This is a genomic window from Tessaracoccus yangjingae (assembly GCF_054483935.1).
The window spans coordinates 2,395,903-2,410,835 of record NZ_CM137014.1; the positions used below are offsets into that span (position 1 = coordinate 2,395,903).

A 14,933-nucleotide genomic window follows, 5' to 3' on the forward strand; every position below is an offset into this window, starting at 1 on the left:
CTCCCCGGCCCTGATGGCGGGCGGGTCTCAGGAGACCGGGTAGCCGTTCTCGGTCATGCCGCGGTAGCCGCTCAGCATGAGCGCGATCCGCCTGGCCGACAGCTCTGTCACGTAGGTGGGCACGTCGTCGGGCTCGACCCAGTGGATGGCGCGGATCTCCCGGTCGTCGGTGCCGAGCTCAGCCGCGACCTCAGGCGGGAGCACGCCGCCGTCGAAGATGAACTCCACCGCGTCCGACCAGCCGAGGTAGGGCGGCATCCAGTCGACGAGCAGCGGCTGCCCGAACTCCACCTCGATGCCCAGCTCCTCCAGGGTCTCGCGCTGCCCGCCGTCGCGCGGGGACTCGAGCCGCTCCACGACACCACCGGGGAGCTCCCAGTCCTCCTTGTAGGAGGTCTCGAGCAGCAGCACCCGGCCCTCCTCGTCGAGAAACAGCGCGTGCGCGATGACGCGCTTGGTGGGCAGGATGGAGTCCAGCACTCCCGAGAACCCGCTGGGCCCGTAGACGGTGTCGACGGCGAGGCGCGAGTAGATCAGGATGTCGCGGAAGACGCCCGGCTCCGGCTCGGCGGCGGAGCGCAGCCGACCCTCCAGTCGGAAACCGCAGCGGTGCACCGCGACCCTCGCCGCGGTGTCCCACTCGGGCAGCTCGACCTGGAGCCGACGCAGGTCATGGGCGAGGATCGCGTCGTCTGACGCCAGCGACAGCGCGCGTTGCAGCGTGTCGATCTCGACCTCCTGCTCCTCCCAGCGCAGGGTGCCGATGCCGCCGGCGATGTCCACGGACACCTTGAAGTCGCTCACGGGCACGACCGTACCCGGTGGGCGGGGCGACGGACGACCCGGGTGCGGGGTCAGTCCGCCAGGCGGCGCAGCCAGATGGAGCCGAGCGGGGGCACCGTCACGCGGGCGCGCGCCGGGAAGTGGCCCCAGGGCTCCTCGTGCGCGGTGACCTCTCCGAGGTTGCCGAACTCGCCGGAGCCGTCGTAGATGGGGGAGTCCGTGTTGAGGATCTCCTCCCACGGGCCGGCCGCCGGAAGGCCGATCTCGTAGTCCCGCAGCGGCTCTGGGGAGAAGTTGGTCACGCACGCGATGTGGTTGTAGTCCTCGTCGTGGCGGACCCACGAGATGGCGTTGTGGCCGGCGTCGTCGGCGTTGATCCAGCTGAAGCCCTTGGGCGAGTTGTCCAGCTCGTACAGCGGGCGGTTGCTCTTGTACAGGTTGTTGAGGTCGCGGAAGAGGCGCTGCAGGCCGCCGTGGCCCCACAGCTCGCTGACCCACCACTCCAGGGACACAGACTCGTTGAACTCCGGCCGCTGACCGAACTCGCAGCCCATGAAGATCAGCTGCTTGCCGGGGAAGCTCCACATGAACGAGTAGTAGGCGCGCAGGGTGGCGAACTTGCGCCAGTCGTCCTGGGGGACCTTGTTGATCATGGAGCCCTTGCCGTGGACCACCTCGTCGTGGCTGATGGGCAGCACGAAGTTCTCCGAGTAGGCGTAGACCATGGCGAACGTGAGCAGGTTGTGCTCGTACTGGCGGTAGACCGGGTCCAGCTGCAGGTAGCGCAGCGTGTCGTTCATCCAGCCCATGTTCCACTTGAAGCCGAAGCCGAGGCCGCCCTCGTGGACGGGCTTGGTGACGCCGCCGAAGCTGGTGGACTCCTCGGCGATCATGAGCACGCCGGGCTCACGCTCGTACAGGTGCCGGTTGCAGTAGCGCAGGAAGTCGATCGCCTCGAGGTTCTCGCGGCCGCCGTACTGGTTGGGCACCCACTGGCCCTCCTCGCGCGAGTAGTCGAGGTAGAGCATGGAGGCGACGGCGTCCACCCGGAGGCCGTCGATGTGGAACTCCTGGATCCAGTACAGCGCGTTCGACACGAGGAAGCTCTTCACCTCGTTGCGGCCGTAGTTGAAGATGTAGGTGCCCCAGTCCTGGTGCTCGCCCTGGCGCGGGTCCGCGTGCTCGTACAGGGCGGTGCCGTCGAAGCGGCCCAGCGCCCAGTCGTCCTTGGGGAAGTGGCCGGGCACCCAGTCCATGATCACGCCGATGCCGGCCTGGTGCAGGCGGTCGATCAGGTAGCGCAGGTCATCGGGCTTCCCGAACCTGGACGTGGGGGAGAAGTAGCCGGAGACCTGGTAGCCCCAGCTGGGCTCGAACGGGTGCTCCGACACGGGCATGAACTCCACGTGGGTGTAGCCCTGCCACTTCACGTAGGAGACCAGTTCCTCGGCCAGGTCCAGGTAGCTCTTGCCCTTGCGCCAGCCGCCCAGGTGCACCTCGTAGACGCTCATGGGCTCGGCGTGGGCCTGGGAGGCGCGGCGCTTGGCGATCCACTCGTCGTCCGACCAGACGTAGCGGGACCGGTAGACGATCGAGGCGTTGGCCGGAGCCTGCTCGCTGAACTTCGCCATCGGATCCACCTTCTCGATCCAGGATCCGTCCTGGGTCTCGATGCGGAACTTGTACAGCGTGCCCTCGTCGAGGCCCTCGATGAACGCTCCCCAGACGCCGGAGCCGGGGATCAGCTCCATGGGGTCTCCGGTCCACCAGTTGAAGTCTCCGATGATGGAGACCGACTTGGCGTTGGGTGCCCAGAGGGCGAAGCGCACGCCGGTGACGGAGCCGCGCTCGTCGTCCTCGACGGTCACCACCTCGCTGCCGAGGCGCTTCCACAATTCGGTGTCTCCACCACCGTGGAACCCTTCGAAGTCCCAACCGGTCAATCCACCGAAGCGGTCGTGCGCCATTTCCTGACTCCTTCGAAGCGTTGTCTTCTGCGCGACAATCTAGCGTGCCGGGCGCCGTCACGGGGGGACGGACGACGCACTGCGGGGATTCCGCAGCCGGGGTTATGCGATCGTTATCAGCGAGTCCAGGTAGTGCAGCGGCACCTGGAGCAGGTGAGGGCGGAAGCGGGCCTCGTAGACGGCCTCGTATCCGGCCTTGTCGGTCTCGTATGCGGTCAGCACAGGATCAGCCGCCTCCGCGTCGAGACCGTAGCCCTTGAGGAACGCGTCCCTGCACTGCTGGAGCCACTCGTCCGAGGCGCCGCCGGCGGCCTGGGCGTAGGCGAAGGAGCGCAGCATCCCGGCGACGTCGCGCAGCGGCGAGTCCGGGAGGCGCCGCTCGGCCATGGACTTGAGCGGCTCGCCCTCGAAGTCGACGTAGCGCCAGCGTCCCTCGCTGAGGAGCACCTGGCCGAGGTGGCAGTCGCCGTGCACGCGCTGCGCGGGCAGCTTCCGGTCCTCGACGGCGGCGAAGACGGCCTCGGCCGCGTCCCGGTAACGGGCCACCTCGGGGACCTCGTCGGCGACGGCGGAGAACCGCGCCCGGCACTCTGTTGCGAGGCGCGCGCCGTCGACGGTGCCGGTGGCCAACCGCTCGGCCAGGACCCGGTGCACGGTGGCCAGCGCCTCGCCGAGCGCGTGGGCGTGCTCGGTGAAGCTGCGCCCCTCCGCGGCGTGCTCGCACGCCAGGACGTAGCCGTCGGTGGGGTCCGGGAGGGCCTCGAGGAACACCGCCAGGTCCGTGCCGTCCCACGTCCACGCCCCGTAGAGCTCGGCCACCGTTCCGGAGCCGGCCAGGGCCGCGTGGAGCTCGACGTCTACCGAGCGGCCCGGCTCCAGGCGGCGGAACACCTTCACCAGGAGTTCGTCGCCGAAGAACACCGACGTGTTGGACTGCTCGCCGGCGTAGCGGCGGGCCGGCAGGTTCGGCGCCACGGCGCGGTACCGCTCGAAGCCGGGGGCGTCGTCGTGGAGGGCCCGCAGCAGCACGCCGCCCTCGTCGCAGGCGTCCGTGGGGGCGCCGTCGCGGTAGAGGAGCGGCACGTGGAAGCGCTCGCGGTGCCCGTCGTCGAACTCGACGACGAGGACCGCCGGCCTCAGCGTCGGACCGGCCCACGGGCCGAGCTCGACGTCCACCGGCCGCCCGCTGCGCCCCGAGAACCAGCGCGACGAGAGCGCCAGGTCCCAGAGCTGCTGGAGGAGGGCCCCGCCCTCGCTCACTGGGCCGCCACGTGGAAGATGTGCGCGGGCTTCCCGGGCCACAGGCGCACCCAGGACCGCTCACCCCACACGTACTCCTCGTTGGTCAGCTCGTCGACGACGCGGATGGACTCGGCGCCGTGCGCGCCGAGGGCCGCGAAGTCCAGCATCACGTCGGAGGACACAGTGTTGTCCGGGTCGAGCGAGCAGATCACCAGGACCGTGTCGTCGCCGTCGGACTTGGAGAACACGATCACCGAGTCGTGCGGGGCGTGGTGGAAGTGGATGTCGCGGAGCTGCTGCAGGGCGGGGTGCGCCTCGCGGATCTGGTTGAGCTTGCCCATGAGCATGTTGAGGTTGGGCTGAGCGTTGAAGTCCCGCGGCCGGTACTCGAACTTCTCCGAGTCCAGGTACTCCTCCTTGCCGGGGGCCAGGGCGGCGTGCTCGAAGAGCTCGAAGCCCGAGTAGACGCCCCACGTGGGCGACATGGTGGCGGCCAGGATGGCGCGGATCGAGAACGCGGCCGGGTTGCCGGACTGTAGGAAGAACGGGTTGATGTCCGGGGTGTTGACGAAGAAGTTGGGCCGGTAGTAGGTGGCCATCTCCTGCGAGAGCTCGGTGAGGTACTCGGTGAGCTCCCACTTGACGTTGCGCCACGTGAAGTAGGTGTAGCTCTGCTGGAACCCCACCTTCCCCAGAGCCGCCATCATCTGGGGCCTGGTGAACGCCTCGGCCAGGAAGATGACCTCCGGGTTGGTCTCGTGCACGCGCTCCATCAGCCAGTCCCAGAACTCCACCGGCTTGGTGTGCGGGTTGTCGACCCGGAAGATCGAGACCCCGTGGTCGATCCAGAAGCGCACAATCCGCAGGACCTCGTGGTAGATGCCGACGGGGTCGTTGTCGAAGTTGATCGGGTAGATGTCCTGGTACTTCTTCGGCGGGTTCTCCGCGTAGGCGATGGTGCCGTCGAGGCGGGTGGAGAACCACTCGGGGTGCTCCACCACCCACGGGTGGTCCGGGGAGGCCTGCAGGGCCAGGTCCAGCGCGATCTCGAGCCCGAGCGAGCGGGCCTTCGCGACGAAGTGGTCGAAGTCGTCGAAGTCTCCGAGGTCCGGGTGGATCGCGTCGTGGCCGCCGGCCGGCGACCCGATCGCCCACGGCGATCCGGGGTCCTCAGGGCCGGGGTTCAGCGTGTTGTTGCGCCCCTTGCGGTAGGCCTGGCCGATCGGGTGGATGGGCGGCAGGTAGATCACGTTGAAGCCCATGGCCGCGGCGGCCTCGAGGCGCTCGTGGGAGGAGTTGAACGTGCCGGAGTGCCAATGGCCGTCGTGGTCCTGCCACGCGCCCTGGGAGCGGGGGAAGAACTCGTACCACGACGAGTACAGGGCGCGCCGACGCTCGACACGGATGGGGAACTCGGCGGTGGGGGAGATCAGCTCGCGCGGGCCGAAGCGCGCCATGGCGCGGGTGATGGGGGCGGAGGTGATGAGCTCGAGGATCTCCTCGACGTCCGCCTCCGGCGTCAGCGACTCCGCGGCCCCGCGCAGCAGGCTGGCCGCGCCGGGGACCCGCATGGCCTCGGCCTGCTGGGCGGAGCGGGTGAGGAGGTCGCGACCCTCGAGGCAGACGAGCTCCACGTCGACGCGGACCGGCAGCTTGGCCTCGGCGTGGTGGCGCCACGTGCCCCACGGATCGCTCCAGCCCTCGATGCGGTACGTCCAGTCGCCCTCGGCCGCCATGCGGACGTAGGCCTGCCAGATGTCTAGGCCCTTGGGCTCGACCTGCTTCATGTCGATGCGGCGTTGCGTGCCGCCGGGGGAGGTCAGGATCACCGACGCGTTGACCGAGTCGTGGCCCTCGCGGAACACGTTGGCCTGGATCAGGATCCGCTCATGGACGACGGCCTTGACGGGGTAGGCCCCGCATTCGATCACGGGGGTCACGCCGGTCACCGGGATGCGGCCTAGGCCGCCGTCGGTCCGGACGATGCGCTTGAGGGACATGGCTGGGAACTCGGCACTCACGTGCGTCAGCCTAGCCTTCAGGGCGCCCCGCCTGCGCGGTTCAGGACAGCAGGTCCAGGGAAGAGGGCTCTGCCTCCGCCTGGAGGGCCAGCAATTCCCGCGTGCTGGTGGGCACCTGGACCCGCATCACGACGACGGACCGGGCAGGCATGGTCATCTCCGCCAGGGCCGGGAGGACGCCTTCGGGCACCTCGTCGGCGTCGGCGCTGTGCCACACGATCTCGAAGCCGTAGCCCCAGGGCAGGGTGGGCAGCGTCAGCGGGTGCGGCTCCGCGCCCGAGTTGAACCAGGTGAGGAACGCCTCCTTCTCGTCGGAGACGTACATGCCGAGGAGGCGGCGGCCGCCGTCGTGCCAGGCGTCGTGGCTCATCTCGCCGAACTGCCCGTCCATCCACGTGAGGTCCACGCGCTGCAGGTTCTCGGTGTGCTCGTTGATGATCTCGGTGTGGTAGGCGAAGTCCGTGGGCCGCAGCACCGCGTGCGACTGCCGCAGCTTGATCAGCTTGGCGATCCGGCTCTGCACCTCGAGCCACTCGAACGGGATGTCCCACGCCACCCACGACAGCGGCGAGTCCTGACAGTAGGCGTTGTTGTTGCCCTTCTGGGTGCGCCCGAACTCGTCGCCGGCGGTGATCATGGGCGTGCCCGCGGCCAGCAGCTGGGTGGCCATGAGGTTCAGCACCTGCCGACGGCGCAGCGCGTTGATCTCCGGATCCTCCGTCTCGCCCTCCCAGCCGTGGTTCCAGGAGCGGTTGTTGTCCGAGCCGTCGCGGTTGGCCTCGCCGTTGTCGAGGTTGTGCTTGACGTCGTAGCTCACCAGGTCGCGCAGCGTGAAGCCGTCGTGCGCGGTGATGAAGTTGATGCTCGACTGCGGGGAGCGGCCGGGCGAGTCGAAGATGTCCGGCGAGCCCGCCAGCCGCGTGGCCAGCTCCTGCACGCCGTGCACGGCGCCTCGCCAGTAGTCGCGGATGTGGTCCCGGAACCGGTCGTTCCATTCGTACCAGCCGGGGCCCCAGGCGCCCACCTGGTAGCCGTAGGGGCCGATGTCCCACGGCTCGGCGATCATCTTGACGCCCTCGAAGGCGGGATCCGTCTCAACGAGCCGCTTGAAGGCGTGGTTGTGGTCCACGTGGTGCTGCTCGTCGCGGATCAGCGTGGTGGCCAGGTCGAAGCGGAACCCGTCCACCCCCATCTCGGTCACCCAGTAGCGCATCGAATCGAGCACGAGCTGCAGGACCATGGGGTGGGAGGTGTTGACCGAGTTGCCGCAGCCCGTGACGTCGTAGTCGTCGCGGCGGTCGTTGGTGAGGCGGTAGTAGGCGTCGTGGTCCAGGCCGCGCATCGACAGCGTCGGCCCCTCGTGGCCGCCCTCGCCGGTGTGGTTGTAGACCACATCGAGGATCACCTCGATGCCCGCCTCGTGCAGCGCGGTGACCATCTGCTTGAAGTCCGCCACCTGGTTGCCGACGGTGCCGCGCGTGGCGTAGTAGGCGTGCGGGGCGAAGAAACCCAGCGTGTTGTAGCCCCAGTAGTTGCGCAGACCCTTGGTCGCGACGAAGGGCTCGGAGACGAAGTGCTGCACGGGCAGCAGCTCGACGGCGGTGATGCCCAGCCCCGTCAGGTACTCGATGACGGCGGGGTCCGCGAGCGCGAGGTAGGAGCCGCGGAGGTGCTCGGGGACCTGCGGGTGCAGCTTGGTGAAGCCGCGCAGGTGCGCCTCGTAGATGATGGTCTCCGACATGGGTCTCCGCGCCGCGATGGGCGCCGGCGGCGGGCTGTCCGCGACGACGACGCTCAGCGGCACGGCGCCGAACGAGTCCCGTGGGGAGATACTGAACGGGTTGCCGGGGATGTGATCGAGGATGGGGCCGCGGAAGTCCACCCCGCCGCTGATGGCGCGGGCGTACGGGTCCAGCAGGAGCCGGGCCGGGTTGAACCGGCTGCCCGACGACGGATCCCACGGCCCGTGGACGCGGAACCCGTAGTGCTGCTCGGCTCCGATGCCGGGCACCTCCACGGTCCAGATGCCGTGCTCGTCGCGCTCCATCTGGATGTTGTGCTGCTGGTTGAGTGGATCGATGAGCGCCAGCTCCACCCCGGCGGCCCGCGGGGCCCAGAGGCCGAAGCGGACGCCGTTGGGAGTGATCCGGGCGCCGAGGACGCTCGTATCAGGCATGGTCAACGGGGTCATCGTCTGCTTTCGGAGGAATCGTTTCTTCGACGGCGCCCCATTGTGCCACTTTCTGGTCCAAACTCCACTTCGCTGGGGGGTTTGCCCGCGGAACCCCGTGGCTAGCATGGATGCTTGAGAGGGTGGCGCGCGTGTCGCCGCCCGTGCCGGGAGGTGGCCCATGGAGCCCGTCTATCTCGACCACGCCGCCACCTCGCCCCTGCGCCCGGAGGCGCTCCAGGAGTTCGTCGCGGCGTCGGGGCTGGTGGGGAACGCCTCGTCGCTGCACCGGCCCGGGCAGCGCGCCCGGCGGCGGCTGGAGGAGGCGCGCGAGGAGCTGGCGGCCGTTGTCGGGGCGGGCCCTTCCGAGGTGATCTTCACGTCCGGCGGCTCTGAGGCGGACACGATCGGGGTGCTGGGTGGCTGGGAGGCGGGACGTGCCCGGGGGCGTGGCCGGTGCCTGGTGTCGGCGGTGGAGCATCCGGCGGTGAAGGGCGCGGTGTCGCGGGGGGCCGAGGTGCTGCCGGTGGGCCGGGAGGGGGTCGTCGATCTCGGCGCCGTCGCGGCGGCGCTGGACGCCTCGGTGGCGGTGGTGTCGGTGATGTGGGTCAACAACGAGACCGGCGTCGTCCAGCCCGTGGGTGAGGTGGGCGAGCTGGCCGCGGCGTCGGGGGCGTGGATGCACACCGATGCGGTGCAGGCGCTGGGGCATGTGGCGCTGGACTTCGGTGCCAGTGGGGTGGACCTCATGAGCCTGTCCGCGCACAAGATCGGCGGGCCGGTGGGCGTGGGGGCGTTGGTGTCGCGGCGGGAGGTGGTGCCCGCGGCCGTTGGCCTGGGCGGCGGGCAGGAGCGGGAGATCCGGTCCGGAACACAGCCCGTGGCGTTGGCGGCGGCGTTCGCGCGGGCGGCGAGTGTCGCGGTGGGGGAGTTGGAGGCGGAGGTGTCGCGGCTGACGGCGTTGCGGGACCGGGTGGCGGCGGTGAGTGTCGCGGCAGGGGGGCGGCTGAACAGCTGGCCGCGGCCCGCTGGCACAGGTGCGGCGGGCGGTTCTGGCGTGCCACCTCAGGTCGGTGCCCCGCACATCGTCAACGTGACGTTCGACGGGGTGCGCGCGGACGACCTGCTGTTCCTGCTGGACCAGCGCGGGGTCGCGGCGTCGGTGGGGAGCGCGTGCAAGGCGGGGGTGCACCAGCCGAGCGAGGTGCTGCTGGCGATGGGCCGGACGCCCGTCGAGGCCACGCAGTCGTTGAGGTTCTCGTTGGGGTGGACCACGACGTCGGAGGATATCGACCGCCTCGTCGAGGTGCTGCCCGAGGCGCTGGCGGTGGCGCGCTCCGCCTTCTGACCGCCCGCGGGCGCGAGGCCCCGCTGGTGAATGCCGTCTCGCTGTGGAGCCCGCCCCTGCTGCGCCAGCCGAGCGGCACTCCCGCGGGGTGAGCCGGGCCAAGCCGCGCAGCGGCGCAGCCCGCGTCGAAGCCACTGGCACCCGGTTCAAGGACTCTTCCACGACCCGTTTGGACGCGGCCCGGTCCTCGGTGGCGCTGCTGGTGCCGGGAGCCCTGACACGAGGCCCGTGCGGCCCTTGTCCTCGTACTGCTCGTCGGCCGCGTGCTTGCCTGTGGTCAGGTAGTTGAGGCCGCCCGGGCCTCGTCCCACGTCTCCCTGCACTCGTTTGCCTGTGGCGTGGTCGGGTCCGGGCGTGTGCCGTCAGGGCGGCCCTGGCTCGAGCCTGCTTCGGGCGGGTTGTTCTGGGTGCCCCTCGGGCTGGGCATCCCTGCGCCCAGCCGCCCTGCCGTCCCCCACCCTCGCGGTCGGCTTGCGCCGCGCCTGGTGTGCTGGCGCGTTCCTTCCCGTAGCCCTCACGGCGAGCCGGGTCACCTGCCCGTTGGTTGACCCTGCCCTCCCTCTATGCCGTGTCAGTCGTGCGTCGGTGGGCTTCGATGGATCTGCGGGGCGACGAGGCGAGGCAGCGGGGTTGAGCCGGGTCACCCTGCCCTTACGGGACCGGTGTCGCCCTCGCCCGTTGGTTGAGCCGGGCCGCGAGGAGCGTCAGCGACGCGCGCCCGCGTCGAAACCCTCCCGCGCCCGGTTCATGGACCCGCGGGTGTGCGTCACTGTCGCCAGGCGGGGGAGCTGGCCAGGGTGAGGTCGTCGGCGTTGTGTGGGCAGGGTGGTGCCCCAGGCTGGGGGTTGAGTTGTTGGAGGCGGTGGCGTTGATGCTGCCTGGGCCGGCGGGCGGGGTCGATGTGGCGGGGTGGGGTGAACCAGGGCAGGCCGGTCACGTCGTCGATGTGGACCTGCCATTGGGACTCGGCGGACTGGAGCGGGTCTGACTCGACCAGCCGGTGGTGGTGTGGGCAGAGAAGGACGCCGTTGGCGAGGCAGGTGTCCCCGCCGGCCCACCACGGGACGATGTGATGGGCTTGGCATGGCGCGGGTGGGGTGGTGCAGCCGGGGAACACGCATCCTTGGTCGCGCTGGACGATCGCTGCGCGCTGGGCCGGGGTGAAGTGGCGGTGGGTGCGGCCGACGTCGAGGGGCCGGGAGGCGGTGCCCAGGACCATGGGGATCAGGGTCGCGTCGCAGGCCAACCGCCGGGCCTCGCTGGCGGTGAGCCGGTCGCCGGTGCTGCCGCCGAGGAGTGTCACGTTGCCGAGGCCGGTGATCAGGGTGTCGTAGGTGAGGGTGATGTGAACGGTGGGGCGGTCGACCCCGTGCGAGGGCAGGGTGCCGTTGCCTGCGGCGTGCTGGGTGAGGAACATCAGGGCATCGGCGCGGCGGGCTCCACGGCTGGGCTTCTCCCCAGTGTGCGTGTATGTCGTCGCAGGGGGCATCAGGGCGTCCAGCTGTGCGGAGAGCAGGGCGGCGTCGGCGATGGGGAGTTGGCCGGTGATCCGGATCGATCCGTGGTGGTCCGGTGCGAGGTGGAGGAACCGGTTGCGGTGGGCGGCGCGTTCTTCCCGGGCGAGGCGGGTCGCGTCGTCGGCGTCGGCGCGGTCTGGGTCGATCACCTCGGTCAGCCGTGAGGCCAGGATCCGCAGTTCGGTGGGGCCGAGGGTGTCGACGTGGGCCAGGATCAGTTCCTGACAGTGCAGCATCTCGGTGCGGGTGAGGTGGGTGGGGAGTTTCTTCAGCCCGGTGACGATGGCCTCAGCCTGCGCGGGCGAGATCCGGCCCTGGTTCAACGCGTCGCCGATCAACTCGAACCGATCCCCGAGGTCTTGGGCCAGGCGCAGCGTTGCGGTGGCCTGTGCGGGGGTGGTGCGCACCGATTGGCGCACGCCTTCGACGACCCGATCGGCTGCGGAGAGTTTCGCTTCGTGGAGCAGGTGCAGCCGCAGGCCGGCGAGCTGGGCCTCGATCTCGCCGATCGAGTCGACCAGGCCGGCGAGCCGTTCCACTGCTGCCGTGTCGGAGCCGAGTGAGGCGGCGGCGTCCCACAGGGCGGCGAGGTACCGCTGCCCCAGGTCCACCACCGTGTCGCTCATGTGAACTATTCTGGCACCGGCCACCGACAGAGACGGTCCCTGGAGACCGCCCCCGCAAGAAATACTTCGGCCGATTATCTGACCTGCCGGCGCGCGGTCAGGGCGGCCCTGGCTCGGGTCTGCTGAGGCGGGGCGCCAGCCGGGTGAGCCTCGGGCTGGACATCCCTGCGCGCAGCCGCTGTGCCGTCCCGCACCCTCGCGCTCGACGTGTGTTCCCCATGGTGTTGTGTTGCGTCGCTATCGGCCCTCCCTCGTGGTGGGTGTGTTCCGCCCAACCTGCTGGCGCGCTCGAACACCTCCGCGAGGTTCGCGGATTCGGGGATAGACTCCGGCGCACGAGTGGTCTTCAGGGGGAGGTTGGTGTGATCGACGCAGAGCCTGGCGCTCCCCGGCCAGCGGACGACGTCGCCGCCCGTATGTCGTCCGAGCGGGGCGCGACCGCGGTGGAGTATGCGATCATGGCCAGCCTCATCGCTGCGGTCATCGTGACCGCGGTGACGGTGCTGGGTACCCAGGTCACGGCGCTCTTCCAGTCCGTCCTCACCGCGATGGGCTGGTAGCCGGGGGCCGGGACTAGCCAGGACCCGGGAAGTCGGATCGAGCCGGTCTTCGTCAGGTCTACGCTCCCACCATGGGCCAAGCCGATCCGCGCATCCGCAACCTCGCCGTCGGAATCCCTCTGCGCGACGGGCACGTGCTCGTCCAGGAGTTCGGTGGCGCCGAGGATGAGCGCCCGTTCGTGCGCGCTATCGGTGGGGGAATCGAGTTCGGTGAGCGAGCGGCCGACGCGTTACGGCGTGAGTTCATGGAGGAGTTGGGCCTGGTCGTGACCAGGGCTGAACTGCTGGCCGTGAGCGAGAACTTCTTCACGTTCATGGGCTCCGAGGGGCACGAGATCGTGCACGTCTTCGCTGTCGAGTGCCCAGCGCTCGAGGTGTGGTCCCTCGACGCCCGTGTGGCCGTCAACGACGATCCCAGCACGGTTGCGTGGCACCGGCTGGACACGCTCGGCGACGACGGGCTCCCGTTCTACCCCGAAGGCGCGTTCGAAGCCGCGCGCTCGCTGCTAGCGCGGGCGCCGCGATGACCCCTTGAGCCAAGGCCGCGGGCGCTTCGTGGACGATGAAGCGAACACCATTCGCATACGTTGACGCTCTCGCCGTGTGTATAGGGGCGTGCAGCGGATCGGTAAAGTGGACAACTGCTGATCCGAGGAGGCGCTGTGAAGGTGTTGGTCGCGATGTCTGGCGGGGTGGACTCCGCCGTCGCCGCCGCGCGCCTCGTCGCCGAGGGGCACGACGTGACCGGGGTGCACCTAGCCCTGTCGAAGAACCCGGAGTCCTACCGCTCCGGTGCCCGCGGCTGCTGCTCGCTGGAGGACTCCCACGACGCCCGCCGGGTGGCTGACAAGCTCGACATCCCCTTTTACGTGTGGGACTTCGCCGAGGAGTTCCGTGAGGCCGTCGTCGAGGACTTCGTGGCCGAGTACCGGGCGGGCCGCACGCCCAACCCCTGCCTGCGCTGCAACGAGAAGATCAAGTTCGCGGCGGTTCTCGATCGAGGGATGGCGCTGGGCTTCGACGCCGTGGCCACGGGCCACTACGCCGACCTGCGCCGTCGCGACGACGGCTCGGTGTCGCTGCACCGGGCGGCTGACCAGGCCAAGGACCAGTCCTACGTGCTCGGCATGCTCACGCAGGAGCAGCTGAGCCGCTGCCTCTTCCCGCTCCACGACGTGGAGAAGCCGATTGTCCGCGCCGAGGCACGGGCCCTCGGCCTGGGGGTGGCGAAGAAGCCGGACAGCCACGACATCTGCTTCATCTCCGACGGCGATACCCAGGGCTTTCTCGGCCGCTACCTGGACGACGTGCCAGGGCCCATCGTCGACGCCGACGGCGCCCTGCTGGGGGAGCATCGCGGCACCCACCGCTACACCGTCGGGCAGCGCAAGGGGCTTGATCTCCGCGTGCCGGCGCCGACGGGGGAGCCGCGCTACGTGCTGAGGATCGAGCCCGTCACCAGCACCGTTGTGGTGGGGGCGCGCGAGGAGCTTGCCGTCACCCGCCTCGCCGGCATCCGCACCACCTGGACCCAGGATCCTATCGAGGGCCCGTGGCGGGGGCAGGCGCAGTACCGCGCGCACGGCGTGCCCCAGGACGCCACGATCCAGGCCAGCGACGACGGACTCTCGGTGACGCTCGACGAACCCGCGCACGGAGTGGCGCCGGGGCAGACCGTCGTGGTCTACGACGGTGACCGCGTGGTGGGCAGCTCCGTCATCGCCGAGGCCCGCTGATGCTGATCACCGCCGCGGGCTCACTGCCCGGCACCGACTTCCGCGGCGCGCTCACGGCCATGGCCGAGACACTGCCCGAGGTGCTTCCGCTGCCCGAACTGCCGGCGCGTGGCGTCGGCTCGGACATGGTCGGGCGGGCCCTGGGGCTGGTGAGCGGTCTGGGTTTCGACCTGCAACCCGCCGGCTGGCGCCTGGCTCCCCACTCGGGGGCCGAGCACCGCAGGGCCGCGGCCCAGTGGCGGCGAGACCTCGACGACGCCGAGGAGCTACTGCAGGGCTTCGACGGGGTGCTCAAGATCGGCGTGGCGGGTCCGTGGACGCTGGCGTCCGCCGTCGAACGCCCGATGGGGGATCGGCTGCTCGCCGACCACGGCGCCCGCCGTGAGCTGGCGCAGGCGCTCGCGGAGGGTGTCGCGGCGCTGCGGGCGGAGGTGTCGCGGCGGGTGCCGGGCGCCACGCTGTGGTTGCAGGTCGACGAGCCCTCTCTTCTGGCTGTGTCGGAGGGGCGGGTGCCCACGGCCAGCGGCTTTTCGAAGCATCGTCGGGTGGACATGCCCGCTCTTGTTGAGGCGCTGCGGCCGCTGGCCGACGGCTCCTGGCTGCACTGCTGTGCGCCGGGTCGTTGGCTGGACATGGCAAGGCGGGCGGGGTTCGCCGGCGCCTCGGTGGATGCCGCATTGGTGGACCTCGATGAGTTGGCGCAGTGGCGCGACGAGGGTCGCGGGCTGATCCTCGGTGTCGTCGACACCGCACGCGGGCCGCAGACCGTCGACGAACTGGTCAGGGCCTCGCTGAGGGTGCTGCGGGCGATCCAGGTGGACTCGCTGGAGGGGCTGCTCCTCGGAACGGCGTGCGGCCTGTCCGGCTGGCGTCGGGACGATGTGACTCCACAACTCGAGGCGCTGCGGAAGGCGGCTGGCCTGGTGGAGGAACAGCTGGCCCGTGGGTAACTCGTCGACGCTC

General features: G+C 70.2%; 11 protein-coding genes. 5 read left to right on the forward strand and 6 right to left on the reverse strand.

The features are described 5' to 3' along the window. Positions 1–27 precede the first annotated feature (27 nt). From ACX1D3_RS10680 to glgX, 5 genes are all read right to left on the reverse strand, one after another. A complete protein-coding gene (locus ACX1D3_RS10680; protein ID WP_458993861.1) occupies positions 28–804 on the reverse strand; it encodes an NUDIX hydrolase in 777 nt (258 codons plus the stop codon). A gap of 50 nt (positions 805–854) precedes the next feature. Beyond that, complete coding sequence (gene glgB / locus ACX1D3_RS10685) at positions 855–2,750, reverse strand: 1,4-alpha-glucan branching protein GlgB (protein ID WP_458993862.1); 1,896 nt, start codon at positions 2,748–2,750, stop codon at positions 855–857. Between the two features lie 102 nt (positions 2,751–2,852). After that, positions 2,853–4,010 carry a phosphotransferase gene (locus ACX1D3_RS10690; RefSeq protein WP_458993863.1) on the reverse strand — a complete coding sequence of 386 codons (1,158 nt, stop codon included), beginning with the start codon at positions 4,008–4,010 and terminating at the stop codon, positions 2,853–2,855. Then, entirely contained in the window at positions 4,007–5,992 is a 1,986-nt protein-coding gene (locus tag ACX1D3_RS10695) for an alpha-1,4-glucan--maltose-1-phosphate maltosyltransferase (RefSeq protein ID WP_458996530.1), read from the reverse strand. Before ACX1D3_RS10695 ends, ACX1D3_RS10690 begins: the two co-directional genes overlap by 4 nt. A gap of 61 nt (positions 5,993–6,053) precedes the next feature. Beyond that, a complete protein-coding gene (gene glgX, locus ACX1D3_RS10700) occupies positions 6,054–8,189 on the reverse strand; it encodes a glycogen debranching protein GlgX (RefSeq protein ID WP_458993864.1) in 2,136 nt (711 codons plus the stop codon). A 175-nt stretch (positions 8,190–8,364) separates the two neighbouring features. On the opposite strand from glgX, the gene ACX1D3_RS10705 reads away from it, so the two are divergent. Beyond that, a complete protein-coding gene (locus ACX1D3_RS10705) occupies positions 8,365–9,531 on the forward strand; it encodes a cysteine desulfurase family protein (RefSeq protein ID WP_458993865.1) in 1,167 nt (388 codons plus the stop codon). Positions 9,532–10,297: 766 nt separating this feature from the next. Here the strand turns inward: ACX1D3_RS10705 and ACX1D3_RS10710 are convergent. Beyond that, positions 10,298–11,674, reverse strand: a complete 1,377-nt coding sequence (locus tag ACX1D3_RS10710; protein WP_458993866.1) for an HNH endonuclease — start codon at positions 11,672–11,674, stop codon at positions 10,298–10,300. 416 nt (positions 11,675–12,090) lie between these two features. Here ACX1D3_RS10710 and ACX1D3_RS10715 point away from each other — a divergent pair, with 416 nt between their 5' ends. The 4 genes from ACX1D3_RS10715 (at position 12,091) to ACX1D3_RS10730 (ending at position 14,920) form a co-directional block, all read left to right on the forward strand. Further along, positions 12,091–12,234 (forward strand): Flp family type IVb pilin, encoded by a 144-nt coding sequence (locus tag ACX1D3_RS10715; protein ID WP_458996531.1) that lies wholly within the window; start codon positions 12,091–12,093, stop codon positions 12,232–12,234. Positions 12,235–12,305: 71 nt separating this feature from the next. After that, a complete protein-coding gene (locus tag ACX1D3_RS10720; protein WP_458993867.1) occupies positions 12,306–12,761 on the forward strand; it encodes an NUDIX hydrolase in 456 nt (151 codons plus the stop codon). A 135-nt stretch (positions 12,762–12,896) separates the two neighbouring features. After that, on the forward strand, positions 12,897–13,970 hold the full coding sequence (gene mnmA, locus ACX1D3_RS10725; RefSeq protein WP_458993868.1) for a tRNA 2-thiouridine(34) synthase MnmA: 1,074 nt from the start codon (positions 12,897–12,899) through the stop codon (positions 13,968–13,970). Further along, positions 13,970–14,920 (forward strand): uroporphyrinogen decarboxylase/cobalamine-independent methonine synthase family protein, encoded by a 951-nt coding sequence (locus tag ACX1D3_RS10730; RefSeq protein ID WP_458993869.1) that lies wholly within the window; start codon positions 13,970–13,972, stop codon positions 14,918–14,920. The genes mnmA and ACX1D3_RS10730 overlap by 1 nt, the downstream gene beginning before the upstream one ends. Positions 14,921–14,933: the final 13 nt, after the last annotated feature.

What these genes read in the sequence shown, in the direction of transcription:
- glgB (WP_458993862.1), bottom strand. Translation starts at nt 2,750, where the DNA reads ATGGCGCACGACCGCTTCGGTGGATTGACCGGTTGGGACTTCGAAGGG.
- ACX1D3_RS10695 (WP_458996530.1), bottom strand. Translation starts at nt 5,992, where the DNA reads ATGTCCCTCAAGCGCATCGTCCGGACCGACGGCGGCCTAGGCCGCATC.
- glgX (WP_458993864.1), bottom strand. Translation starts at nt 8,189, where the DNA reads ATGCCTGATACGAGCGTCCTCGGCGCCCGGATCACTCCCAACGGCGTC.
- ACX1D3_RS10705 (WP_458993865.1), top strand. Translation starts at nt 8,365, where the DNA reads ATGGAGCCCGTCTATCTCGACCACGCCGCCACCTCGCCCCTGCGCCCG.
- ACX1D3_RS10710 (WP_458993866.1), bottom strand. Translation starts at nt 11,674, where the DNA reads ATGAGCGACACGGTGGTGGACCTGGGGCAGCGGTACCTCGCCGCCCTG.
- ACX1D3_RS10715 (WP_458996531.1), top strand. Translation starts at nt 12,091, where the DNA reads ATGTCGTCCGAGCGGGGCGCGACCGCGGTGGAGTATGCGATCATGGCC.
- ACX1D3_RS10720 (WP_458993867.1), top strand. Translation starts at nt 12,306, where the DNA reads ATGGGCCAAGCCGATCCGCGCATCCGCAACCTCGCCGTCGGAATCCCT.
- ACX1D3_RS10730 (WP_458993869.1), top strand. Translation starts at nt 13,970, where the DNA reads ATGCTGATCACCGCCGCGGGCTCACTGCCCGGCACCGACTTCCGCGGC.